Consider the following 21,434-nt stretch of genomic DNA (forward strand, 5'->3'; position numbering starts at 1 on the left):
CACATATTATTTTTGATTGACTGATCAATCAACAAAAACTTTTTGACGGAATTTGAGAAGGCTCAACCCTTTCCGGCCCGCGATTCTGCAGCATATGAACAGCTATCAGGAGGTGTGTCATGGCTAGCGTCTTCGATGGAGCGCCGTCCTCGTCCCTGCAGTCGAAATGGATATGGTTCGTGGGTCTCGGCGTGCTGCTGTTGATCTGCGGCCTGATCGCGGTCGGAAATCTCCTTCTCGCCACCGTGGTGTCGGTCTATTCCGTGGGAATGCTGATGGTCTTCGGGGGGGTCGTCTATCTCATCCACGCCTTTCAGGTGCGCGGCTGGGAGCACATCCTTTTCTGGGCGCTGAGCGGTGTACTCTACGTCCTCGCAGGCATATTCGCCTTCATCAATCCGATCCTTACCTCCGCTGCTCTGACGCTCTTTCTCGCCGTCGCTCTGCTTGTTGCCGGCGTCTTCCGCGTCTTTATCGGCCGCCGCATGAAGCCGCTCAAGGGCTGGGGCTGGATTGTCGTAAGCGGCGTGGTCACCGCGCTCGCAGGCTTTATCATCGCGCTCGGCTGGCCGGTGAACAGTCTCTGGGTCCTCGGACTTTTCCTCGCGGTCGATCTTATTTTGCAGGGATGGACGATGATTGCATTCGGGATCGGCCTTCGAAGCGTGCAATGAGGCTGTCCACAGGCTGTGCTCACGGAATGTTTCTTTTTTTGACAAGCATGTGAGGCGGGACTAAAATTCAGATACCAAGGCGCCGGCAGATGACATTGCCGGAACAGATGTCATGAGTGGTCATGCATCCCGCGTAGGGCAGGTTCTGTCCCGTAGAAAAACGAAGGGAGGAAGTTCATGCCAATGGTCACAGTTTCCATATCACCGGTCCAGGCAGCAGGCATTCGCGATGCCGTCGATCATGGCGGCTATGCATCGAGCAGCGAGGTTGTTCGTGAGGCGCTGCGCCTCTGGGATGCCGCCCGCAAGCTCGCAGAATATCGCAATGACGTTCTAAATGACGAAGACCGCGCGAGTGGGGGCCGCTGCGTTGCAGATATGTTTGCCGATCACGAAGCGGAGCGCCGCCGGTCCGCCTGATAGGGTCGGGACCTAACCCATTGACCGGAATGCTGAAACATTCCGGTCCGCAACTTTCACAAAAGTTTCACATTGGCGAAAGGGTTCGTTGATGCTTTTTCACCATCTTCGCTGCGAAAAAGAAGACTTCGCAGTGGAGAATTTGGCATGTCTTTGGCTGCCGCCGTCGAACCGGGCGTATTGCGCCGTTATGCCAGCGATCAGATCGTGACGCTCGCGAAACTCGTCATCGAAAATGCTTTCCAGCCAATTGTCGAAGCAGGGACGGGCACGGTCTTCGGCTACGAGTCACTGATGCGCGGGCAGGAACGCATCGGCTTCGATTCTCCTGTTGAAATCCTCGATGAGGCGCATCGCGCCGCCCAGCTGCTGCAGCTGGAGCAGATGGTCGCCAGCCGCGCACTCGCCAAGTTCGCGACGCTCGGCAATTATTCGACTTCGACGCTTTTCCTCAATCTCGACGTTCGGCTGATCCCGCACGGCGACCGCCTGGTTGAAACCCTCCTCCAGCACCTGAAGGCCGCCAACATCCCGCCGTCCTCGGTCTGCTTCGAATTCTCCGAGCGTTTCGACAATACCAGCGTGCCGGAATTCGAGGCGCTGGTTTCCAAGCTCCGCAAGACCGGCTTCAAGCTGGCAATCGACGACTTCGGCGTCGGTCACGGCGAAATGAAGCTTCTTTGCGACTATGCCGTCGATTACCTCAAGATCGACCGTCACTTCGTCGCCGACATCGACCGCATGCCGCGCAAGCGCCACCTGTTGAAGAATATCGTCAACATCGCCCATGTGCTCGGCACCCGGGTGATCGCGGAAGGCATTGAAACCGAAGCGGAATTCCTCGCTTGCCGCGAATATGGCGTCGATCTCGTCCAAGGCTGGTTCATTGCCCGGCCGACGCCGCATACCTCCGAGCTCGTGTCCTCGTTTCCGCATCTGCAGGATCTCGGCAAGAGCAAGCACAACACACAATCGCTCGATGAGATCCTTATCCGCAAACAGATTGAAGTGCTGCCGACAGTTTACGAGAACGACAGCATCGACACGGTCTTCGAGCTCTTTCGCCGCAATCCGCGCCAGGCCTTCTTCCCGGTGTTGAATGCCAATGGCGAGCCGCGCGGCATCATCCATGAGCACCATCTCAAGGAATATATCTACCAGCCCTTCGGCCGCGATCTCCTGAAGAACAAGGTCTATGGCCGCACGATTTCACATTTCGTCGAAATGGCACCGATCGTCGGTCTCGATTCCGACGCCGAGCGGTTGATGACGATCTTCGCCAATATGGAAGGCAGCAACTGCCTGATCCTTACGGACAACATGCGCTATGCCGGCGTCGTCTCCGCTGCCTCACTCATCAAGGTCATCAACGAAAAGCAGTTGAAGACCGCGCAGGACCAAAACCCGCTGACCGGCCTGCCGGGCAACCGCGCCATCCGCGATTTCATGCGCCAGGCCGGTCGCGACGGCGACGAGGTACGGCATTTCTGCTATTGCGACTTCGACAACTTCAAGCCGTTCAACGATGCTTATGGTTTTCATCTCGGCGACCACGCGATCTCGCTCTTCGCCGCGCTGATGCGCCGTTACTTCTTCGCCGAGCGTCATTTCCTCGGCCATGTGGGGGGCGACGACTTCTTCATCGGCGTCATCGGATGGACGAAGGAGGAACTGACCGAGATCCTTGACCGGCTCATCAGCGATTTCCACGAAGACGTCCGCGATCTCTATTCCGACGAGGACCGAGCTGCCGGGCGCATTCGCGGTCATGACCGTGCCGGTGCGGAAGCGCTTTTCCCGCTGATGCGCTGCTCGATCGGTGTCCTTGAGCTGCCGGAAGGCTTGGTGATCGACGACATTAATCGTGTCAGTGCCGAAATCGCGCACATCAAAGCCGAAGCGAAGGAAAGCGCCGACGGGTTGATCTTCCATCCGCTGGGCGAGGCGAATTGACGCCTTTGCCACTTCTCTCCTTCCCAAGCACCGGGCGGTGAATTATCTCCTGGGCTTTCGGAAAGAGGAGACCGTCATGCCCTTGCCAGCGAACATGCGTTTCGTCGACCTGCCGAGCTTCGGCGCGCCGGAAGTCATGAGGATCGCGACCGCACCTGTTCCGGTGCCCGGCGAGGGACAGATCCTCGTTCGCATGCAGGCGATCGGCATCAACCGTCCGGATGTGGCGCAGCGCCAGGGAACATACCCGCCGCCGAAGGATGCAAGCCCCATTCTCGGGCTCGAGCTTTCCGGTGAAGTGGCCGCGATCGGTCCGGGCGTGGCCGGATATTCGCTCGGAGACAAAGTCTGCGGGCTCGCCAATGGCGGTGCCTATGCCGAATATTGCTTGCTGCCCGTTGGCCAGGTTTTGCCGTTCCCGAAGGGTTACGATGCGGTGAAATCCGCAGCCCTGCCGGAGACTTTCTTCACCGTCTGGGCGAACCTCTTCCAGATGGCCGGCCTGACGGAGGGTGAGAGCGTTCTCATCCATGGCGGCTCCAGCGGCATCGGCACCACGGCGATCCAGCTCGCCCGCGCCTTCGGCGCCGAGGTCTATGCGACCGCAGGCTCGGCGGAGAAATGCAAGGCCTGCGAAAAGCTCGGCGCGAAGCGGGCGATCAACTACAAGAGTGAGGATTTCGCCGGAGTCATCAAGGCCGAGACCGGTGGCCATGGCGTCGATGTCGTACTTGACATGATCGGCGCCGCCTATTTCGAAAAGAATATCGCATCGCTCGCCAGGGACGGCTGCCTGTCGATCATCGCCTTGCTGGGCGGCGCGGTCGCTGAAAGGGTCAACCTCGCGCCGATCATGGCCAAGCGCCTCACTGTCACCGGCTCGACGATGCGCCCACGCACTGCAGAAGAAAAGCGCGCCATCCGCGACGACCTTTTCTCCCAGGTCTGGCCGCTCCTCGAAGCCGGCAAGGTCGCCCCCGTCATCCACAGGACCTTTGCCTTCGAAGATGTCGTCGAAGCGCACAGGCTGATGGAAACGAGCAGCCATATCGGCAAGATCACCCTGACCGTTTGAGGTCAGCTTCGGACCAGCATCGGTGCACAAGGTAAAACTGATCCTGGCCGTAAGTGAGTCTCCGGGGTCGCTGAACTGTCGTCTGAGCGAAACCCGGCCCCGAACTGCGCATCTTGATGTGGCGTTGATTGCGCGTCGTACGGTCCCCACGAGGAATGCAATGGCTCTATTCCACTCTTGCCCCATCTGCCGCAGCAGGATTCCGCATTTCGTGCCGCTTCCGCGGTATTATATCGACAAGGCGACCGAACATGGCTTTGCTTATGGGGTCGATGAATTCGAAACGATCAATCATCAGGCCTATAGTTGCCCCAACTGTCACTCGAGCGACCGCGACAGGCTCTATGCCCTGTTCCTGACGCCTGTGTTTCAGCGCCTCAACCAGGCGCAGCCGTTCCGGTTTCTGGATATCGCCCCAGGCCGCTCTTTGAGCTTCTGGCTGAAAAGCCATCCGCACATCTTCTATCGCAGCTGCGACATGTATATGCCGGAGGCGGACGACAAGGCGGACATTCACAATCTCCCTTATGCGGACGAGACTTTCGATTTCGTTCTGTGCTCGCACGTGCTCGAACACGTCGACGATCCGGTGCGCGCCACCTCAGAAATACGGCGTGTTCTCAAGCAGAACAGCATTGCCATCCTGATGGCGCCGATTTGCCTGTCGATCCAGGACAATTATGAAAATCCCGATGTGACGACGCCTGAGGGGCGCTGGCAGCATTTCGGCCAGGATGACCATGTGCGCATATTCTCCAAGCCGGGATTCGTCGATGTGATCCGGCGGTCAGGTCTTGCGGTGCAGGAGGTCCCGGTCAGTGAGTTCCTGACGCCCGAAGTCTGCGACACCTACGGCATCGGCCTCCGCTCCGTTCTTTATCTCGGCGTGAAGCAGCAGGCTGTCCAGCAAGAGCCGGAGCGCAGCGTCGCCTGAGATCGCTCGAAACTCTCATTCATGGAAGAGGCGCCCCGGGGCGCCTCTTTTCAATTTCGGCCTTCTCTCAGCGTCAGTGCCGCCGCAATCGTGACGATGCCGGGGAGCGCCATGGCGGCGTAGAGCCAGTGGGCCGCCGAGATGCTGCCGGCAATGCCGCCCGGTGTGACGAGCCCTGTGCTGTTGGCAATGACGCCAGCGACCGCCGCGCCGAAAGCGCCGCCGAGCGACTGCAACGTGGAGATCGCTGCCGATGCCTTGTCCTGCTCGGCGCTGCTGACAATGCGCAGCACCTTTGTCACCAGATGCGCCCATCCGAGGCCGACACCGAAACCCATCATCAGCATTGCGACAGCCGCCGGTCCGAGAATTGCAAGGCTCGCCATCTGGTTGTCTCGGGCGAGAAAGGTCGCCAGGAAAACGGTCGCCAGCGCTTCAATGATGCAGCCGGCGACGATCGCGTTGCTCGCGCGCCTGCCGGTCAGAGAGCCGCTGAAGAAGGCGGCGATCGTCCATCCGAGCGCGACAAGGGCGGTCAGATAGCCGGAAATCAGCGGCGTCACGCCATGCAAGGTCTGCAGGAAATAGGGAATGTAGATGTCGCTGACGAGGATGAACAGCAGCGCGAACATGATGAGGTAGACGCGCGCAACCGGCTTTGCGAGCATGACCGCGCCGGTTGGAAGAAGCCGGTTGTTGCCTCGACGTTCCGTCACCAGCATCAGTGAGATCGAGAGGACGGAAACGGCAATCAGCGCAGCCTTCGTGACCATATGCTCGACGGTGCCTGCGATGCTGACGAACAGCACGGCGACAAGCAGCAGGCAGATCTGCAAGACCGGCGTCTTGCCGTGGGCGCGGTCGTCCGTCGCTTTCGGTAGCAGCCATGGCGAAAGAACGGCCATCAGCAGACCGAGCGGCACGATGATGATGAAGGCGTACCGCCACGCACTTCCTTGCGAAAACAGGCCGCCTGCACTCGGCCCGAGCAGGGTCGCAACACCCCAGATCGCCGCATAGAGCGTGGAGGCTTTTGGCCAGAGCGGTTCCGGATAGGCGAAGCGGACGAAAGCATAGGCAAGCGCGGCAAGGATGCCGGCGCCGAAACCCTGAACGGCGCGCCCGGCGAGCACCACTTCCATGACAGGTGCGGCGGCGCAGATGAGGCTGCCTGTTGCGAAAATCAGGGCGCCGCAGACATAGGCGCCGCGCAAGCCCATACCGCGCGGCCGCGTGGCCACGAAGATCGAGCCGAGCACGGCGGCGGCAACGAAAAGCGTCGTCACCCAGGCAAGTAGCGGCAAGCCGCCGATATCGCGCACGATCGAGGGGGCGACTGTGGCGGTGATATAGCTCTCGATTGCATAGAGCGTCACTCCGCCGCCGAGCATCAGCGTGGCGGGCAGCAGGGACGGCGTGAAAAGCTGGAAGACGGATGACTGCGGCTCTGCCGCCTGATCGGCACTGGTCATGAACTATTACCTTGATGTTTTCGCTAGCGGATCATTATTTTCCAAGTTATAAGTTGGAAAATTACATGCCTGCCTCATTAAAGCAAGCAACGACTTGGAAAAATAAATGCGCCAATCGCCTGCCAACCGTATTCTGCTTCTGCTAAAGACCGAAGGGCCTCAGCGCGCAGCGTCGATCGGCGATGTGCTGGGCATCACTTCTGAAGCGGCGCGCCAGCACCTGACGAAGCTTGCCGAGGACCGTCTTGTCGAGCCCCTTACCGAGCCGGGTTCGGGCAGAGGACGGCCAGGCCAGCTCTGGCATCTGACCCTGGCCGGCAACCAGACCTTTCCGGACGGCCACGCGGAATTGACCGCGACCCTTCTGAGCACCATGGTCAAGACGCTCGGCAGGGATGCCCTGGATACCATCATCTCGGCACGCGAGGCAGAAACCGTGAAGCGCTACCGCAAGGAGGTCTCGGCTTCCGATCTCGCTCTGCGCATCCGCCAGCTGACAGCGATCCGGACGCGCGAAGGTTACATGGCCGATAGCTGGATGGAAGAGGACGGCACGTTTATGCTTGTCGAAAACCACTGCGCCATCTGTGCGGCGGCCCGGGCCTGCGCCGGCTTCTGCCGTTCCGAGCTCGAGACCTTCCGCAATGTGCTTGGCGCCAATGTCGAGCGGTCCGAGCACATTCTTCTCGGCGCTCGCCGCTGCGCCTACCGGATCAGTCCGCTTTAGGCTTCGGCTTCGGGACGAAACGGGAATGCAATTGCCGCAGCGCGGCCGAAAGGCGTTGCTTTATCGGCGCAACGCGCTATGGCTTTGCTCTCCCCAAAAACCGATCCGGATCCCTGCCCATGTCCAATCCCGTCACTGTCGAAGTCACCCGCGGCTCGCTCGTCGAAAGCTGCCATCGCGGCACGATCGTTGCCGTCGACGGCGATGGCAAGGTCGTCTTCGGGCTTGGCGATATCGATGGCGGCGTTTTCCCGCGGTCTTCCTGCAAGGCTATGCAGGCGTTGCCGCTGGTCGAAAGTGGTGCGGCCGATGCCTACGGCTTCGGCAACAAGGAACTGGCGCTCGCCTGTTCTTCACATAACGGCGAGGACGATCATGTGGCGCTTGCCGCCTCCATGCTGGCGCGCGCTGGTGGGAGCGTCGAAATGCTGGAATGCGGTGCCCACTGGTCATCGGACCGCAAGACTCTGATCCACCAGGCGCGCACGATCACAGCGCCGACGGCGCTCCACAACAATTGTTCCGGCAAGCATGCAGGCTTCGTCTGCGCCTGCTGCCATCAGGGCATTGATGCGAAGGGCTATTGCGGCTACGACCACCCGCTGCAGCAAGAGATCCGCGGTACGATGGAGAGCCTCTGCGGTGCTGTGCTCGGCCGCGACAATTGCGGCACTGACGGCTGCTCGATCCCGACCTATGCCGTGCCGCTCCGCGGCCTCGCGCATGGCTTTGCCAAGATGGCGACCGGCAATGGCCTTGAACCGCTGCGCGCCAAGGCCTCCCGCCGCCTATTCGACGCCTGCATGGCGGAGCCCTTCTATGTCGCGGGTACGGGCCGCGCCTGCACCGAGCTGATGCAGATCGCGCCGGGCAGGATTTTCGCCAAGACCGGCGCCGAGGGCGTCTTCTGCGCTGCAGTTCCGGAGGAAGGGATCTCGATTGCCGTAAAGTGCGAGGACGGGACGACACGCGCCGCCGAGGCCATGGTGGCGGCAGCGCTCGCCCGGTTCTTCGAAAGGGGCAGCGAGGTTCACGCGAAGCTGGTTTCGATGGGCGTCAAGCCGATGCACAATTGGAACGGCATCCATGTCGGCGACATTCGCGTCACGGCTGCGCTTCTCGCATAGACCGTGCCGTTACGGCACAACCTGTTTCGGATAATCAGCAATTCCTAATATGCGTTAAACCAAATCCTGCGAGAGGAGGTGCGCGGCGGCGCATTTGTCCTACTATGGTGCGGCGTTTCAACCCGTGCCGCGAGGGCAGGATATGTTTGCAGGCCGCTATCTCTGGTGGATGCTGATCGCCGTCGCGATCTTCCTGTTCTTTTCCATGTGCTTCGATTACGTGACCTGGGCGATCGTCGCCATGTCCGGCTGCGCCGAGATCGCCGGTTCCTGCGGGCCGATTGTGCTTGCCATGTCCGGCGCGATGAAGCCTTCGGGTATTGGGCTTGCCGGGGCAATCATGGTGATCTGCACATTCGCCCGTTTGCATTACCTGTCGGTCAACTGGCTCTGGGCGCCCGTCGCGCTTGTCTGGTTTTCGGCGTCGGCGGCCTTCCCGGGGATTCTCGCGGGCGGCTGGACGGGCCAGTTGCGGCCGGAAATGGTCGTCGAAAGCCTGCCGGTGGCCTTCCTCTTCGTCACGGTGTTCTGCGCTTATCTCTTCATCGCCTTCGAAGAGGGGAGGATGGTTTCCTTTGGCCAGCGGGCGTGGCTGCGGACCGTCATCTGGATTGCCGCGGGCTACGGCGTGCTTGCGGCAATCGCGGAAACGCCAGGCTTCGGTGCCCTCCCGGCGCGCATGCTCGGCATGCCGTGGATCGCCTCGACGATCGCGGCATTCCAGCCGCTTTTGGCGGCAGTCTGCGATCTCGGAACCGGCAGCATGATGCCGGCCTATGCTATGCTGGCGGTCTTCGTGGCGGCGCTCTTCGCAAGCCTACTGCCGCAGGACATCGCGCGGCGCGCCGTGCCCTTCATGCTTCGAGGATCGCGGCATTGAGCGCCCGGTAGGGCGCAAGCCGCTCTTCCGGCACTCCCGCCGAAACAATCAGTCCGGCAACATCGGCAATGCCGAGCACAGCGCAGGGCGAAACGAGATCGAATTTCTCCTCGGTCAGCAGGACATATGTTTCGGCCGCGCAACGGGCGATATGGCGCTTGATCGCCGCCTCCTCGAAATCGCCCGTGGAGAGCCCGTGCACGGGATGGGCGGCGGTGACGCCGAGGAAAAAGATATCGGGTCTAAGCTGCGAGATCGCCGCCATGGCCGCAGCGCCGGTTGCCACCATCGAGTGCTTGTAGAGCCGCCCGCCTGTGAGAATGATGTCCGCGGTCGGGTGATGCTCCAGTTCCGCCGCGATCGTCGGGCTATGCGTTGCGACGGTAAAGGCGATGTCGCGTGGCAGATACCGGGCGATCTCCGCCGTCGTCGTCCCGCCGTCGAGAAAGATCATCTGCCCCGCTTTCACCATTTGCACCGCCCTGGCGCCGAGCCGCTGCTTGGCATCGGACAAAACGCTCCGCCGCGCCGAGAAATTTGGCAGGTCCGGCGCAATCGGCATCGCGCCGCCATGCACCCGGTTCAAGAGCCCGTCAGCCGCCATCTCCCGCAGGTCGCGCCGGATCGTGTCTTCCGACAGCGCTAAATCTTCGGCGACGCGCTTGGCGATGACCTGGCCGTCACGGCGCAGGATGTCGAGGATCAGGGATTTGCGTTGTGTTGTCAGCATCGCTCTGCACGAAAATCAACGAATTATCACGATAATGCCTGAGATGACTCGACATGCAAGCAATTTCACGCATTATCGTGAAATCCCGTGCATGAGGCCGGGAGTGATGGAGTTTAACGATGTTGATCCTGATTGCAGGGCCGTACAGGTCCGGAACCGGCGATGATCCGGAAAAAATGGCGGCCAACCTGAAGCGACTGGAGGAACCCGCTTACGCGCTCTTCAAGGCGGGCCATGTTCCGATGATCGGCGAATGGGTGGCCTTGCCGGTCTGGAATGCAGCCGGAGGCAAATCGATCGGCGATGATCTCTACGAGGAAATCTTCCACCCTGTCGCTCACCGGCTTTTGGAGCTTTGCGAGGGTGTGCTGCGGCTGCGGGGGGACTCCAAGGGTGCCGACAACGACGTCCGCATCGCGCGCGAGCGCGGCATTCCGGTCTGGTACAAGCTGGAAGAGGTGCCGGGCTGCGCGAGAGCCGCGTGATTGCGCCGGGGCCGGCAACGGCCCCGATTTCCGCCATGGGCAGGCTGCGACGGTTGCGCTATATAAAATTCCCGAAAGGGAGTCTCGACCATGCTGACATTTTATTTCGCGCAAAGCACCTGTGCGCTGGCAAGTCTCATCGCGCTGGAGGAGTCCGGGCTTGCCTATGAAGCAAGGATGATAAGCTTCAAGGACAACGAGCAGCGCTCGCCGGAATATCTGAAGATCAACCCGAAGGGCCGCGTCCCGGCCCTCGTCACCGATCGCGGCATAGTCACCGAAACGCCGGCGATCCTCGCCTATATCGCGCAGACCGTCCCAGCGGCCAGGCTCGCGCCGCTCGACGACTCCTTCGAGTTCGCCCGCCTGCAGGCCTTCAACAGCTACCTCTGCTCGACCGTGCATGTGAACCATGCACACAAGCGACGCGGTTCTCGCTGGGCCGACGATCCCGCCGCGCACGAAGCCATGCAGGCCAAGGTGCCGCAGACCATGACGGAAAACTTCGAACTCATCGAGGAGACGATGCTCGCCGGCCCCTGGGTCATGGGCGAGCAGTATTCCGTCGCCGATCCCTATCTCTTCACCATGACCGGCTGGCTGCGCGGCGACGGCGTCGACCCGATGCGCTTCGCCAAGGCCACCGCCCATTACGCCCGGATGATGGATCGCCCGGCGGTGCAGCGGGCGCTGACGATTGAAAAGGGATGAGGCGTCCCTTGCTTCCTCCCCATCGTGTCGGTCGGCGAGAGGAGGTGAGGGTGGCTCATGCGGGCAACCCTCGCCGTGGCTGAGTTGGTGTCACAAGGACAGGAATGAGGTGCAAGGAGGGCCGGCGGCATCCAATCCATTGCCGTTGTTTGCGCAAAAGACCAAAGCAGCAATCATGCACATTTCGAAAGCGGCCGCGTCTCGTATCGCGTTGGCTTCGGCGCCGGATAGTTTAAAGGCAGATCGGCCATTTGCCGCAGCGACATTGCGGCGATCTCCGGATGCGACAGCGGATCATCGGCCTCAGGAGCCTTCGCGTCGGTTGCCTTATTCAAGAAAAACTTCAGCAATGACATTGCATGCCTCGCTTTCTCTGGTTCGCAAATGCACAGTGTGCGGCGATAATACCTCGCCGCTACAGGTGCTCCGCCTCAATATCGGAGCCATGAGGAACCTTTTCAATTGAGATTATCAGCGACGCGCTATAGAAAAAATATATGCGGAATCTCAACTCGGTGCATTTGAACGGGCTACGCGCGCTGGAGGCCGTCGGGCGTCTCGGTTCGCTGCAGCTTGCCGCGGAGGAACTCGGGGTCTCGATCGGTGCCGTCAGTCAGCAGGTTATCAAGACCGAAGCGCAGCTCGATCAGCTGATTTTCGAGCGCACGTCGAAGGGCATGGTGATGACGCAAGCGGGCGCGCCGGTGCTTGCCGCTCTGACGGAGGGTTTCAACCGTATGTCGCAGGCCGTCTCGATCGCGCAGCGCCGGGACGACGCGACGCTGACGATCTCTGTGGCACCCGTCTTCGCCGCTCGATGGTTGGTGTGGCGGCTCGATCGTTTCGCCGCGCGTTTTCCGGATATCAAACTGCGCATCGATGCGACGACATGCCTCGTCAATCTGTCGACATCCGACGTCGATATCGGCATCCGAGTCGGCGCCGGGCAGTGGCCCGGCGTCACGGCCGAACTGCTTGTGGAGCAGGAAGTATTCCCGGTCTGCGCACCGCACATGGCGCGCGATCTGAAGGAGCCCGCCGATATCCGGAAGTTGCCGGCCGTCATCGATGGCCGCGCCATGTTCGGCTGGGAGGTCTGGATGCGGGAGGCGGGCCTCTCAGGTTCGGCGCCGGCGACGCGCCACGTCTTCAACGACGCTTCGCTCTGCCTCGACGCGGCCATCGCCGGGCAGGGCGTCATGCTCGCCTGGCAGACGCTGGCAGACTATTCGCTGCAGGCCGGCCAGCTCGCCGTCCCCTTCGCCATCCGCGCGAAGACCGGTTTCGGCCATTATTTCGTGACAGCCGAAGGCGCGCGTGAGCCGAAGAAGGTGCGGGACTTCAAGGCCTGGATCCGCGAGGAGATGGCCGGAACGGTGAAGCTCTTTTCTTGAGGGCGTGACTGACAGCGTGCTGCGCTTCGCTGGCATTGGCATTGTATAGCTCGTGGGGCAAAGCTGTTCGCTAGAACCACATTTGCAGAGGACGATCCATCACAGTGCCCATTGGCGTCGCACACGCAGAACTGATCGCGGTCCTTGCCGCCGTAACCGACGAAGACCCGCGCGTCATGACGGTCAGGACTGGCGAGGCGCTGCCTTCCGGATCCTTCGAGATGGGGCACCGCACGCTGCAAAGCGGCCTGCGGGAGTGGATTCAGGAGCAGACGGCGCATCCGGTTGGCTATCTTGAACAGCTTTACACCTTCGCCGACCGCGACCGGCAGAACGAGATCCTCGGTGGACGGACGATCTCGATCAGCTATCTGGGGCTGGTGCGGGAGCACCCGGCCCCGGGTTGGCATAGCTGGTACGAATATTTTCCGTGGGAGGACCACCGCAAAGGCAAGCCGCCGGTCTTCGACGCGCTTGTCGACCGGCTGCGGCGCTGGGAAGCGACGGATGCCGCTCGCCAGCAGAACCGCAAGCGCCGGATCGCCTTTACCTTTGGCCTGGATGGCGCCGCATGGAACGAAGATCTCGCTCTGCAACGCTACGAACTGCTGTACGAGGCGGGTCTGGTGGCGGAGGCGGGCGCAACCATGGCGGAGAACCCGGGCCGCCGGATGTTTGCCGATCACCGGCGGATTCTCGCGACCGGAATAGCCAGGCTTCGCGCGAAGATCAAGTATCGCCCGGTCGTCTTCGAGCTCATGCCGGAGAGCTTCACGCTGCTGCAGCTTCAGCGCAGCGTCGAAGCGCTGGCGGGCCTTACGCTTCATAAGCCGAATTTCCGCCGGCTGATCGATCAGCAGCAACTGATCGAGGAAACCGGCGAGATGGCCAGCCAGACCGGCGGCCGCCCAGCGAAGCTCTTTCGCTACCGGCATGCCGTTCTCGAAGAACGCGCGCTGTCCGGCTCGAAACTCCCGCTCTCCCGCGCTTGACATAAACTCAAACTGAGAATAATTAGCTTGCCCTAGAAATACTCGTTTCGAGTATATTCAAGTATAAAGGAGCCCGCCGTGAACTCTCCCGTGTCCGCGCCCTCTCTCTATGACCGTGTCAGCCGAGTCATCCCCAAGGCGGAATGGCTGACTTTCCAGGACGATGTCGAAGCGATCCTCGATCTGAAGCGCCGCCGCAACGCCGTCATCCTCGCCCACAATTACCAGACGCCGGAGATCTTTCACGGCGTTGCCGATATCGTCGGCGACAGTCTGGCGCTGGCGCGCAAGGCGATCGAGGTGAATGCCGAGGTGATCGTGCTTGCCGGCGTCCACTTCATGGCCGAGACCGCCAAGCTGCTTAATCCTGGAAAGACGGTGCTCATTCCCGACATGGGCGCCGGGTGCTCGCTGGCGGATTCGATCACGCCGGAGGATGTCGCGCTGCTGCGCCAGGCAAATCCCGGCGTGCCGGTGATCACCTATGTCAATACCTCGGCGGCGGTGAAAGCCGCCTCGGATATCTGCTGCACCTCGGGCAATGCCAAGCAGGTGGTCGAATCGCTTGGTGTGCCGCGCGTGCTGATGATCCCGGATGAATACCTTGCCCGCAACGTTGCAAAGGAAACCGAGGTTGAGATCATCGCCTGGCATGGCCACTGCCAGGTGCATGAGCTCTTCAACGCAGATGATGTCCGCCAGCTTCGGGAAAATTATCCGGGCGTCACCGTGCTCGCCCATCCGGAATGTCCGCCGGATGTCGTCGCCGAAGCGGATTTCGCCGGCTCCACTGCCATCATGTCCGATTATGTCGGGAAGAAACGACCGGCGCGCGTCGTACTGCTCACCGAATGTTCGATGAGCGACAACGTCGCAGTGCACCACCCGGATGTCGAATTCATCCGGCCCTGCAATCTCTGCCCGCACATGAAGCGGATCACGCTCTCGAACATCCGCACGGCGCTTCAGGAAAACCGCCACGAAGTCACCGTCGATCCCGCCATTGCGGTTGCCGCGCGGCGTGCCGTGGAAAGGATGCTGGCGATATGACCGAAATCCTCACCCATCTTGCCGGCCGCCCGGTCATCGTCGGCAGCGGCATTGCCGGGCTGATGGCGGCGCTCACGCTGGCGCCGCAGCCGGTGGTCCTGATCACGCAAGCCGCCCTGGGCGCCGAGACCTCGAGCGCCTGGGCCCAGGGAGGCATCGCAGCAAGCATCGGCACGGATGACAGCGCGGACCTCCACCTTGCCGATACGCTTGCTGCCGGTGACGGCCTATGTGATCCCGAGACCGCCGCCGGAATCGTGAGCGAAGCGCCAGCGGTGATCGCGGCACTTGAGAAACTCGGCGTCCGATTTGATAGGAATGCCGAAGGTCGGCTAGCGCTCGGGCTGGAGGCCGCTCATTCCTGCCCGCGCATTGTACATGTCGAAGGCGACGGCTCCGGCGCTGCCATCATTCGCGCGCTGGTACGAGCCGTCTCGGCCACGCCGTCGATCACCGTGCTTGCCAATTTCGAAGTCCGGCGTCTTTCGCTCGCAGACGGTGCGATCGGCGGCGTCCTTTGCGCGTCCGGCGGAAAGTCTTTCATCGTGCCGACGCCGTATGTCCTCTTGGCAACCGGCGGCCTCGGCGGCCTCTACGAGGCGACGACCAATCCGGTCATCAATTTCGGCCAGGGCATCGTCCTCGCTGCAAGGGCAGGCGCGGTGCTTGCGGATATGGAATTCGTGCAATTCCACCCGACGGCACTCCGCTCGAAGCGCCGGCCGCTGGCGCTCGTCAGCGAAGCGGTGCGCGGTGAAGGGGCTATGCTGGTCAACGAGCGCGGCGAGCGCTTCATGGCGGATCAGCCTGCTCAGGAACTTGCACCGCGCGACGTGGTGGCGCGCGCCATCAGCGCCGAGATCGCCCGCGGCGGCAAGGTCTATCTCGATGCGCGCGAGGCACTCGGCGCTCGCTTTTCAAGCCGATTTCCGGTGATCGATACTCTCTGCCGCGAAGCCGGGATCGATCCGGCGCGGCAGCTGATCCCGGTTGCACCGGCCGTGCATTACCACATGGGCGGTGTCGCCACGGACAAGAACGGCCGCAGTTCCGTCCCCAGCCTCTGGGTCGCCGGCGAAGCAGCATCGACTGGCCTGCACGGCGCCAACCGCCTTGCCAGCAATTCGCTGCTCGAAGCGGCGGTCATGGGCATGCGCTCGGCCCGGGATATTGCCGGCACGACCGTATCCCTGCGGCCAACAGTGATCGAACCGCTGCCCCCGCAACCCGACGCATCGCCGATCCGGCGGATTGTCTCCACGCATCTCGGCGTGCTGCGCAACGGTGGTACGATCCATGGCGCGATCGGCGCGCTCCTGCCCTTCGTCGAGAAGGAGGGACCGGCAACGGATCCTGCCACCGTCGCGCTGTTGATTGCCGCCTTTGCGGCGCTGCGGACGGAGTCGCGCGGCGCCCATTCCCGAACCGATTTTCCCCTCAAGCACGTGCATGCCAAGCGCCAAAAGATGAATTTTCCTCATGTTTTAAACTTTGCGCGGGCCGTTGCATCCGACCCCTTTGCCAGGAGTGCCTGACATGACGCTTGTTCCCCTGCCGCGGCTGCTGATCGAGCCACCCGTCCGCGATGCTCTGCTGGAAGATCTTGGCCTTGCTGGCGATATCACCTCGGCTGCCGTCATTCCGCTGGATCACCGCTCCACGGTCGTCATGGTGGCCCGCCAGCCGGGCGTGATCGCTGGGCTCGACGCCGTCGCGCTGGCGTTTGAGCTTGTCGATCCCGCGATCATCATGACCCCTCATGTCGAGGACGGCGCGGCGGTGGAACCCGGGGACGTCATCGCCACGATCGAAGGTCGCTCGCGCGCCATTTTGACCGGAGAGCGGACGGCGCTGAACTTTCTCGGCCATCTTTCGGGCATCGCCACGGTGACGGCCGGGATCGTGGCGGCGATCGGCGGTACGAATGCCTCGGTCGCCTGCACCCGCAAGACGACGCCGGGACTGCGCGCCCTGGAGAAATATGCCGTGCGAGCCGGTGGCGGCGTCAACCATCGCTTCGCGCTTTCCGATGCCGTGCTGATCAAAGACAATCATGTCGCCATTGCCGGCGGCGTCGCCGAGGCTATTTGCCGGGCCAAGGCCGGCGCCGGCCATATGGTGAAGATCGAAGTCGAGGTCGATACGCTCGACCAGTTGCGTGAAGCGATGGAGACCGGCGTGGATGCCGTCCTGCTCGACAATATGACCCCGGACCAGCTTCGCCGGGCGGTTGAAATCGTCGCCGGCCGTGCGATCACCGAAGCTTCCGGGCGGGTGACGCCGCAAACCGCAGGTGCGATTGCCGCTTCCGGCGTCGATCTGATCTCGGTCGGCTGGCTGACGCACAGCGCGCCGACGCTGGACATCGGGCTCGATTGGAAATCCAGCCAATCGGAATAGGTGATCGAACTGTCGTTGGCTCAGACCGGCTCTTTCGAGCGTATCGCCTGCATGGCGAGATAGGCCGGGCGGGACTGGCAGCGCTTCAGCCAGGCGTTAACCTTCGGATGAGCGTCGAACAGTGCCTGTTGCGTCTGGCCATAGCGCAGCACTTCCGCAATGTTGAGATCGGCAACGGTGAAGCGGTCGCCTAAGATCCACTCCTTGTTGGCGAGGTGCTTTTCCAGCACGGCGAGGGGGCGCTTCATGGAGCGGCAGGCGACGTCGATCGTGGCCTTTCCGGCATCGGTGTTTTCGTGCTCGTTGTCATAGGTCACGACGATCCTTACCGTATGCGGCTCGAGTTCCGCCAGCGCCCAGAAGGTCCACATCGTCAGCAAACCGTCCTCCTCGACGGTTTTGCCGGAAATCGGACCGCCGTGCTTGCGCACGAGATAGAGATTGATCGCCAACGACTCGTGCATCACCAGCTCGCCGTCCTGGATCGAGGGGATCTGCGCCATCGGATTGATGGCAACGAATTCGGGCGAGAGCGTATTGATCGGTGCGTCCGGCGCCAGCGGATTGGCAAGCCGCTTCGCCTGGATCACCGGAACGGAGGTGAAGGCGATGCCGAGTTCCTCTGCCGTCCAGTAGACGCGCGCAGCGCGCGAGCGGTAAACGCCGTAGATTGTCAGCATGCTTGTCCCCCTTGAACGTTGCGCGCAAATTAGAGCGCTGCCGGGCCAAGGGAAAGCGGCTGGTCCTGATGGGTCAATGAAAGCTTTTGATGCGTCCTAGCTGATGCGGTTCCGCTCGATGGTGAGATGCGGGTATCGCTCTCTGCCTGCTTGCGTGAGATCCCCGGAGACCTTTTTTTCCCATTCGAAGCCTAAGACTGCGCCCTCGGTCATTTCCTGGAAGACGTTGTCGGTGATCACAGCCGTGCCTGAACCCTCCGCAACCGAGACCGCACAGCCGACAGGTGCCTTGCGTACGACATTTCCGGTGACAACGAGATTGCGCAGATACGGCCCCCAGCCGAGCTGCATGGCCCAGAGCGGCGCGTCTTCGATGACATTGCCCGAGATGGTCGTGTCGGCTTCCGCGGCAATTCCGATGCCGAAGCCGACCTCGGATTTGTAGGGGCCGTCGCGCCTCAGGTTCCGCACGATATTGCCGATGACGGTGGCTAACCTTCCGCCTTCGTTGAAATTGGCGATCGAGATGCCGTTCGCAGCACCATCGACGAGGTTGGCGGATATGACGGCGCCTTGAAAATCGAACTCTGCATAGATCGCCGTTTCGCCGGAGCGCAGGCATTGATTGCCGGTGATCTGCACGTTGTCGCCGGAATTGGCCCGCACGGCGGTAAAGGCGCAATCGGCAATCTGGTTATTTGCCACCATCACGCCGCCGGCGCGGAAGACATTGATGCCGTTGCCGTTCTGCCCCGTGCCGCCGTCATCCGCCCTAATGCGCCTAACGCGGTTTCCGGCAACAACGGTGCCATCCTCGCCCTTTTCCCAGCGGTGCACGAGGATGCCGCCATTGCCGCAATCGGCAACCGTGTTTCCGGTGATCGCAAGCCCGGTGGAATCGACAGCGAAGATACCGGCCTGCGCCACCCCTGAAATTCGGCTGCGTTCGATCCGGCCGCCGCAGCGCTCCAGGCGCAGGCCATGCTTGCCGGCCTCGGCAATTTCGCAGTTGTCGATGTGCACCTCGGCAATGCCGGTCAACTGCACGAGGCCGCTATTGTCCTCGCCGCTCATCCCGCCGCCACCCTCGATGACGATGCCGGAAAGCTCGATCCGCCGGGCGCCTTCGGCCGAATTGACACTGCCTTGAAGAACAATCCGCGACGCACCCGGGACGCCGATAATGCGGGCATTGTCCGGTAGCACGAGGTTCGAAGCTTCATAGGTCCCGGCCGGAAGATAAAGTGGCGTGTCGCTGCGTGCCGCCTCGTCAATCAGAGCCTGCAGCCCGCTCTTTGCCACGCCGGATGCATCCAGCGCCCCGCGCAGTGCGGGCCGTTTTGACGTAGCGAAGGCGCGACCGGCCATCGGCAGGATCAAAGCCGCACCGACAAAGCCGAGCATATCGCGCCGCAGATACATCAAGGAGCCTTTCGCCGTCCATACGACATCATTCGTGCCAAACGAATGTATGTTCTGACACAGAATCCTTGCCGCGAAGTATCTTGGGGAGCCTAATTTCCCCTGAGCTTGCCGATCGCCTCGATCTCGTTCGTCCAGATGCCGCCGGAATAATCGGCAGGCAGCTTTGCCAGCATTTCGGGCGTATCGATCCCCGTCGAAAAATCGCCGCCGCGATAAGGGCCGAGCGCAAAGACCACGCTGTTTCCAGCCTCCATGCGATTGAGGAAACGGTCCGGCCAGCCCCAAAGCCACGGAGCGATATTGACCGGCACCAGCATCATCGTGTTCTTGCAGGCTTGCGGCACCATGCCCGTCCAGCCGTAGCCGATATAGCCGAGCAAGCAGGCTTTGAGGCTTGCGCGCGATGCCGTCTTGATGTCCGGCGCCAGGCGGCGGATGGTTTCGATGGGCTCGTCGCCGCCATAGACCATGATCAGTTCCCGGCGCTCGGCGGGCAGGGCATTGAGGACGGCAGCCAGTTTCTCGCCTTCGGACGGATCCCGGCTCTTGACATTGATCAGCAGTCGCCTGTCCGGAAACGTCTGAAGCAGCTCAGCAAGCGTCGGCATCTGGCCGATGCCGGTGCCTCGGAATGGAAAGGTCTTCCCGCCGTCGGCCGTATAGCCGTAGCCGATATCGAGCGCCTTCATCTCCGCCATCGAGTGCTCGCGGGTGACGCCGTGCCCGTTCGTGCGGCAGTCGAGCGTCCAGTCGTGGAAGATCGCGAATTCCCCGTCCGTCGTCGGATGGACATCGACCTCGACGATATCCGCACCCAGATCGAAGCCTGCGCGCATCGAGCGGATCGTATTTTCCAGATAGTCGTGCTTCGGCGGCAGCATGCGTGCCGCCGTGCAGGTGTCGTTCGTCAAATTGCGCTCGTCGAAACGCTGCGCGATCCCGCGATGTGCCAGCAGCACCGGCTTGCCCTCCCGGTGCGATGCCAAACGATCGGTATTGTTCAGATAAACGGCAGCGGCGAAGACGGCGGTTGCTGCTATGCTGTAACGCAATTTCCTTCTCAAAACGGTTCCCTCCCCAACGAATGTGGCAAATCGCTAAGGCGAGATTTGGGTCGATCTGCGGCAGCCGGCGGCAGGCAGACGGAATTGCGGGAAACTACTGGCTCTCGGCCCGTTTCCCGCTATCTTCCCGTTGATGATGCGACCCGATGCTCTTCTTTTTTCGGCTCCCGAAGGGCTTTATTGCCCGCAGGGCGGATTCTATGTCGATCCGGTGCGGCCGGTGGAGCAGGCGCTCGTTACTCATGGCCATTCCGATCATGCCCGCCCGGGCCACCGGCATGTTCTCGCGACGCGCCAGACGCTCGACATCATGCGCCTGCGCTGCGGCGACGGTTTCTGTGGCAGCGAGCAGGCCGTCGGCTTCGGCGAAGAGCTAGATTTGAACGGCGTCAAGGTAAGCTTCCATCCGGCAGGCCATGTCCTCGGCTCTGCTCAGATCGCGATTGAAAAGAGCGGCACCCGCATCGTCGTTTCCGGCGATTACAAGCGCCGTCCGGACCCGACCTGTGCGGCCTACGTGCCGGTGCCCTGCGATGTCTTCATCACCGAAGCGACCTTCGGGCTGCCGGTGTTCCATCATCCCGATCCGATGGAGGAGATCGGCAAGCTGCTTGCCTCGCTCCGGCAGTTTCCGGAGCGCACCCATCTGATCGGTGCCTATGCGCTTGGCAAGGCCCAGCGCGTCATCCGTCTGCTGCGCGATGCCGGTTACGGCGAGCCGATCTATATCCACGGGGCCATGGAACGGCTCTGCGAATATTATGTCGGCCAGGGCATCGACCTCGGCGACCTGCGGCCGGCCACCATTGAAAGCCGCGACAAATCCGCCTTCAAGGGCGCCGTCGTCGTCGGTCCGTCGTCGGCCTTCGCCGATCGTTGGGCGCGCCGCTTCAACGAACCGCTCCCCGCCTTCGCCTCCGGCTGGATGATGGTGCGCCAGCGCGCCAAGCAGCAGGGTGTCGAGCTGCCGCTCGTCATCTCCGACCATTGCGACTGGCCGGAACTCACCGAGACGATTAGCGAACTCAGCCCCGCCGAAGTCTGGGTCACCCACGGCCGCGAGGAAGCGCTCGTCCGCTGGTGCGAACTGCAGGGCATCAAGGCGAGGCCGCTGCATCTGGTGGGTTATGAGGACGAGGGGGATTGAGGAAGATGTGTGGGACTATTCGCAACGACCCGCCCCCAACCCCTGACCACAAGGGGCACGGGTTACGATACGGCTCCCTTTCGACCCAATACGG

21 protein-coding genes are annotated in these 21,434 nt (G+C 61.9%); 16 read left to right on the plus strand and 5 right to left on the minus strand.

Going from position 1 to position 21,434, the window contains the following annotated elements; translation table 11 throughout:
- Positions 1–119 precede the first annotated feature (119 nt).
- From RGR602_RS05265 to RGR602_RS05285, 5 genes are all read left to right on the plus strand, one after another.
- On the plus strand, positions 120–674 hold the full coding sequence (locus tag RGR602_RS05265; protein ID WP_039844239.1) for an HdeD family acid-resistance protein: 555 nt from the start codon (positions 120–122) through the stop codon (positions 672–674).
- A gap of 177 nt (positions 675–851) precedes the next feature.
- On the plus strand, positions 852–1,094 hold the full coding sequence (locus tag RGR602_RS05270) for a ribbon-helix-helix domain-containing protein (RefSeq protein ID WP_022716366.1): 243 nt from the start codon (positions 852–854) through the stop codon (positions 1,092–1,094).
- 147 nt (positions 1,095–1,241) lie between these two features.
- A complete protein-coding gene (locus RGR602_RS05275; RefSeq protein WP_170251106.1) occupies positions 1,242–3,047 on the plus strand; it encodes a GGDEF domain-containing protein in 1,806 nt (601 codons plus the stop codon).
- Between the two features lie 76 nt (positions 3,048–3,123).
- Positions 3,124–4,122, plus strand: a complete 999-nt coding sequence (locus tag RGR602_RS05280) for an NAD(P)H-quinone oxidoreductase (RefSeq protein ID WP_039844241.1) — start codon at positions 3,124–3,126, stop codon at positions 4,120–4,122.
- Between the two features lie 211 nt (positions 4,123–4,333).
- Positions 4,334–5,056 (plus strand): class I SAM-dependent methyltransferase, encoded by a 723-nt coding sequence (locus RGR602_RS05285; RefSeq protein ID WP_223843973.1) that lies wholly within the window; start codon positions 4,334–4,336, stop codon positions 5,054–5,056.
- Positions 5,057–5,106: 50 nt separating this feature from the next.
- Here the strand turns inward: RGR602_RS05285 and RGR602_RS05290 are convergent, their stop codons facing one another.
- Positions 5,107–6,528 (minus strand): MFS transporter, encoded by a 1,422-nt coding sequence (locus tag RGR602_RS05290; protein ID WP_039844243.1) that lies wholly within the window; start codon positions 6,526–6,528, stop codon positions 5,107–5,109.
- 106 nt (positions 6,529–6,634) lie between these two features.
- On the opposite strand from RGR602_RS05290, the gene RGR602_RS05295 reads away from it, so the two are divergent.
- The 3 genes from RGR602_RS05295 to RGR602_RS05305 all read left to right on the plus strand — a co-directional run bounded on the left by RGR602_RS05295 (position 6,635) and on the right by RGR602_RS05305 (position 9,262).
- On the plus strand, positions 6,635–7,255 hold the full coding sequence (locus RGR602_RS05295) for a helix-turn-helix transcriptional regulator (protein ID WP_039844244.1): 621 nt from the start codon (positions 6,635–6,637) through the stop codon (positions 7,253–7,255).
- A gap of 119 nt (positions 7,256–7,374) precedes the next feature.
- The gene (locus RGR602_RS05300; RefSeq protein ID WP_039844245.1) at positions 7,375–8,382 is read left to right on the plus strand and encodes an asparaginase; all 1,008 of its coding nucleotides are present in this window, start codon (positions 7,375–7,377) and stop codon (positions 8,380–8,382) included.
- A 142-nt stretch (positions 8,383–8,524) separates the two neighbouring features.
- Positions 8,525–9,262: a hypothetical protein gene (locus tag RGR602_RS05305; RefSeq protein WP_039844246.1), complete on the plus strand. Its 738-nt coding sequence runs from the start codon at positions 8,525–8,527 to the stop codon at positions 9,260–9,262.
- On the opposite strand, the gene RGR602_RS05310 is transcribed toward RGR602_RS05305, so the two are convergent.
- Positions 9,237–9,992, minus strand: coding sequence for a DeoR/GlpR family DNA-binding transcription regulator (locus tag RGR602_RS05310; RefSeq protein ID WP_039844247.1), 756 nt, complete (start codon positions 9,990–9,992; stop codon positions 9,237–9,239). The two genes, RGR602_RS05305 and RGR602_RS05310, sit on opposite strands and share 26 nt — an antisense overlap.
- 119 nt (positions 9,993–10,111) lie before the next feature.
- On the opposite strand from RGR602_RS05310, the gene RGR602_RS05315 reads away from it, so the two are divergent.
- The 7 genes from RGR602_RS05315 to nadC all read left to right on the plus strand — a co-directional run bounded on the left by RGR602_RS05315 (position 10,112) and on the right by nadC (position 17,024).
- The gene (locus RGR602_RS05315; protein WP_039844248.1) at positions 10,112–10,477 is read left to right on the plus strand and encodes an NUDIX hydrolase; all 366 of its coding nucleotides are present in this window, start codon (positions 10,112–10,114) and stop codon (positions 10,475–10,477) included.
- A 90-nt stretch (positions 10,478–10,567) separates the two neighbouring features.
- Positions 10,568–11,188: a glutathione S-transferase family protein gene (locus RGR602_RS05320; RefSeq protein ID WP_039844249.1), complete on the plus strand. Its 621-nt coding sequence runs from the start codon at positions 10,568–10,570 to the stop codon at positions 11,186–11,188.
- Between the two features lie 497 nt (positions 11,189–11,685).
- Positions 11,686–12,582, plus strand: coding sequence for a LysR substrate-binding domain-containing protein (locus RGR602_RS05330; RefSeq protein ID WP_039844251.1), 897 nt, complete (start codon positions 11,686–11,688; stop codon positions 12,580–12,582).
- Positions 12,583–12,686: 104 nt separating this feature from the next.
- Positions 12,687–13,574, plus strand: a complete 888-nt coding sequence (locus tag RGR602_RS05335; protein WP_039844252.1) for an NUDIX hydrolase — start codon at positions 12,687–12,689, stop codon at positions 13,572–13,574.
- Between the two features lie 78 nt (positions 13,575–13,652).
- Positions 13,653–14,624, plus strand: a complete 972-nt coding sequence (gene nadA / locus RGR602_RS05340) for a quinolinate synthase NadA (RefSeq protein WP_039844253.1) — start codon at positions 13,653–13,655, stop codon at positions 14,622–14,624.
- Positions 14,621–16,159 (plus strand): L-aspartate oxidase, encoded by a 1,539-nt coding sequence (locus RGR602_RS05345; protein ID WP_039844254.1) that lies wholly within the window; start codon positions 14,621–14,623, stop codon positions 16,157–16,159. Before nadA ends, RGR602_RS05345 begins: the two co-directional genes overlap by 4 nt.
- Position 16,160: 1 nt before the next feature.
- The gene (gene nadC / locus RGR602_RS05350) at positions 16,161–17,024 is read left to right on the plus strand and encodes a carboxylating nicotinate-nucleotide diphosphorylase (RefSeq protein WP_039844255.1); all 864 of its coding nucleotides are present in this window, start codon (positions 16,161–16,163) and stop codon (positions 17,022–17,024) included.
- Positions 17,025–17,044: 20 nt separating this feature from the next.
- Here nadC and RGR602_RS05355 read toward each other — a convergent pair whose 3' ends face one another.
- The 3 genes from RGR602_RS05355 to RGR602_RS05365 form a co-directional block, all read right to left on the minus strand.
- A complete protein-coding gene (locus tag RGR602_RS05355) occupies positions 17,045–17,704 on the minus strand; it encodes a glutathione S-transferase family protein (RefSeq protein WP_039844256.1) in 660 nt (219 codons plus the stop codon).
- A 96-nt stretch (positions 17,705–17,800) separates the two neighbouring features.
- Entirely contained in the window at positions 17,801–19,126 is a 1,326-nt protein-coding gene (locus tag RGR602_RS05360) for a TIGR03808 family TAT-translocated repetitive protein (protein WP_039844257.1), read from the minus strand.
- 92 nt (positions 19,127–19,218) lie between these two features.
- The gene (locus RGR602_RS05365) at positions 19,219–20,193 is read right to left on the minus strand and encodes a glycerophosphodiester phosphodiesterase family protein (RefSeq protein ID WP_039844258.1); all 975 of its coding nucleotides are present in this window, start codon (positions 20,191–20,193) and stop codon (positions 19,219–19,221) included.
- Positions 20,194–20,329: 136 nt separating this feature from the next.
- Between RGR602_RS05365 and RGR602_RS05370 the strand changes: the two genes are divergently transcribed.
- The gene (locus RGR602_RS05370; RefSeq protein ID WP_039846662.1) at positions 20,330–21,340 is read left to right on the plus strand and encodes a ligase-associated DNA damage response exonuclease; all 1,011 of its coding nucleotides are present in this window, start codon (positions 20,330–20,332) and stop codon (positions 21,338–21,340) included.
- Positions 21,341–21,434: the final 94 nt, after the last annotated feature.

It is taken from the genome of Rhizobium gallicum bv. gallicum R602sp (assembly GCF_000816845.1).
Classification (GTDB): Bacteria; Pseudomonadota; Alphaproteobacteria; order Rhizobiales; family Rhizobiaceae; genus Rhizobium; species Rhizobium gallicum.

Bases quoted from the DNA above. Each gene is read 5' to 3' on its own strand.
- RGR602_RS05305 (WP_039844246.1), top strand. From the start codon at position 8,525: ATGTTTGCAGGCCGCTATCTCTGGTGGATGCTGATCGCCGTCGCGATC.
- RGR602_RS05280 (WP_039844241.1), top strand. From the start codon at position 3,124: ATGCCCTTGCCAGCGAACATGCGTTTCGTCGACCTGCCGAGCTTCGGC.
- RGR602_RS05370 (WP_039846662.1), top strand. From the start codon at position 20,330: ATGCGACCCGATGCTCTTCTTTTTTCGGCTCCCGAAGGGCTTTATTGC.
- RGR602_RS05315 (WP_039844248.1), top strand. From the start codon at position 10,112: ATGTTGATCCTGATTGCAGGGCCGTACAGGTCCGGAACCGGCGATGAT.
- RGR602_RS05330 (WP_039844251.1), top strand. From the start codon at position 11,686: ATGCGGAATCTCAACTCGGTGCATTTGAACGGGCTACGCGCGCTGGAG.
- nadC (WP_039844255.1), top strand. From the start codon at position 16,161: ATGACGCTTGTTCCCCTGCCGCGGCTGCTGATCGAGCCACCCGTCCGC.
- RGR602_RS05300 (WP_039844245.1), top strand. From the start codon at position 7,375: ATGTCCAATCCCGTCACTGTCGAAGTCACCCGCGGCTCGCTCGTCGAA.
- RGR602_RS05270 (WP_022716366.1), top strand. From the start codon at position 852: ATGCCAATGGTCACAGTTTCCATATCACCGGTCCAGGCAGCAGGCATT.
- RGR602_RS05290 (WP_039844243.1), bottom strand. From the start codon at position 6,528: ATGACCAGTGCCGATCAGGCGGCAGAGCCGCAGTCATCCGTCTTCCAG.
- RGR602_RS05360 (WP_039844257.1), bottom strand. From the start codon at position 19,126: ATGTATCTGCGGCGCGATATGCTCGGCTTTGTCGGTGCGGCTTTGATC.
- RGR602_RS05295 (WP_039844244.1), top strand. From the start codon at position 6,635: ATGCGCCAATCGCCTGCCAACCGTATTCTGCTTCTGCTAAAGACCGAA.
- RGR602_RS05310 (WP_039844247.1), bottom strand. From the start codon at position 9,992: ATGCTGACAACACAACGCAAATCCCTGATCCTCGACATCCTGCGCCGT.
- RGR602_RS05275 (WP_170251106.1), top strand. From the start codon at position 1,242: ATGTCTTTGGCTGCCGCCGTCGAACCGGGCGTATTGCGCCGTTATGCC.
- RGR602_RS05265 (WP_039844239.1), top strand. From the start codon at position 120: ATGGCTAGCGTCTTCGATGGAGCGCCGTCCTCGTCCCTGCAGTCGAAA.
- RGR602_RS05355 (WP_039844256.1), bottom strand. From the start codon at position 17,704: ATGCTGACAATCTACGGCGTTTACCGCTCGCGCGCTGCGCGCGTCTAC.
- RGR602_RS05345 (WP_039844254.1), top strand. From the start codon at position 14,621: ATGACCGAAATCCTCACCCATCTTGCCGGCCGCCCGGTCATCGTCGGC.
- RGR602_RS05320 (WP_039844249.1), top strand. From the start codon at position 10,568: ATGCTGACATTTTATTTCGCGCAAAGCACCTGTGCGCTGGCAAGTCTC.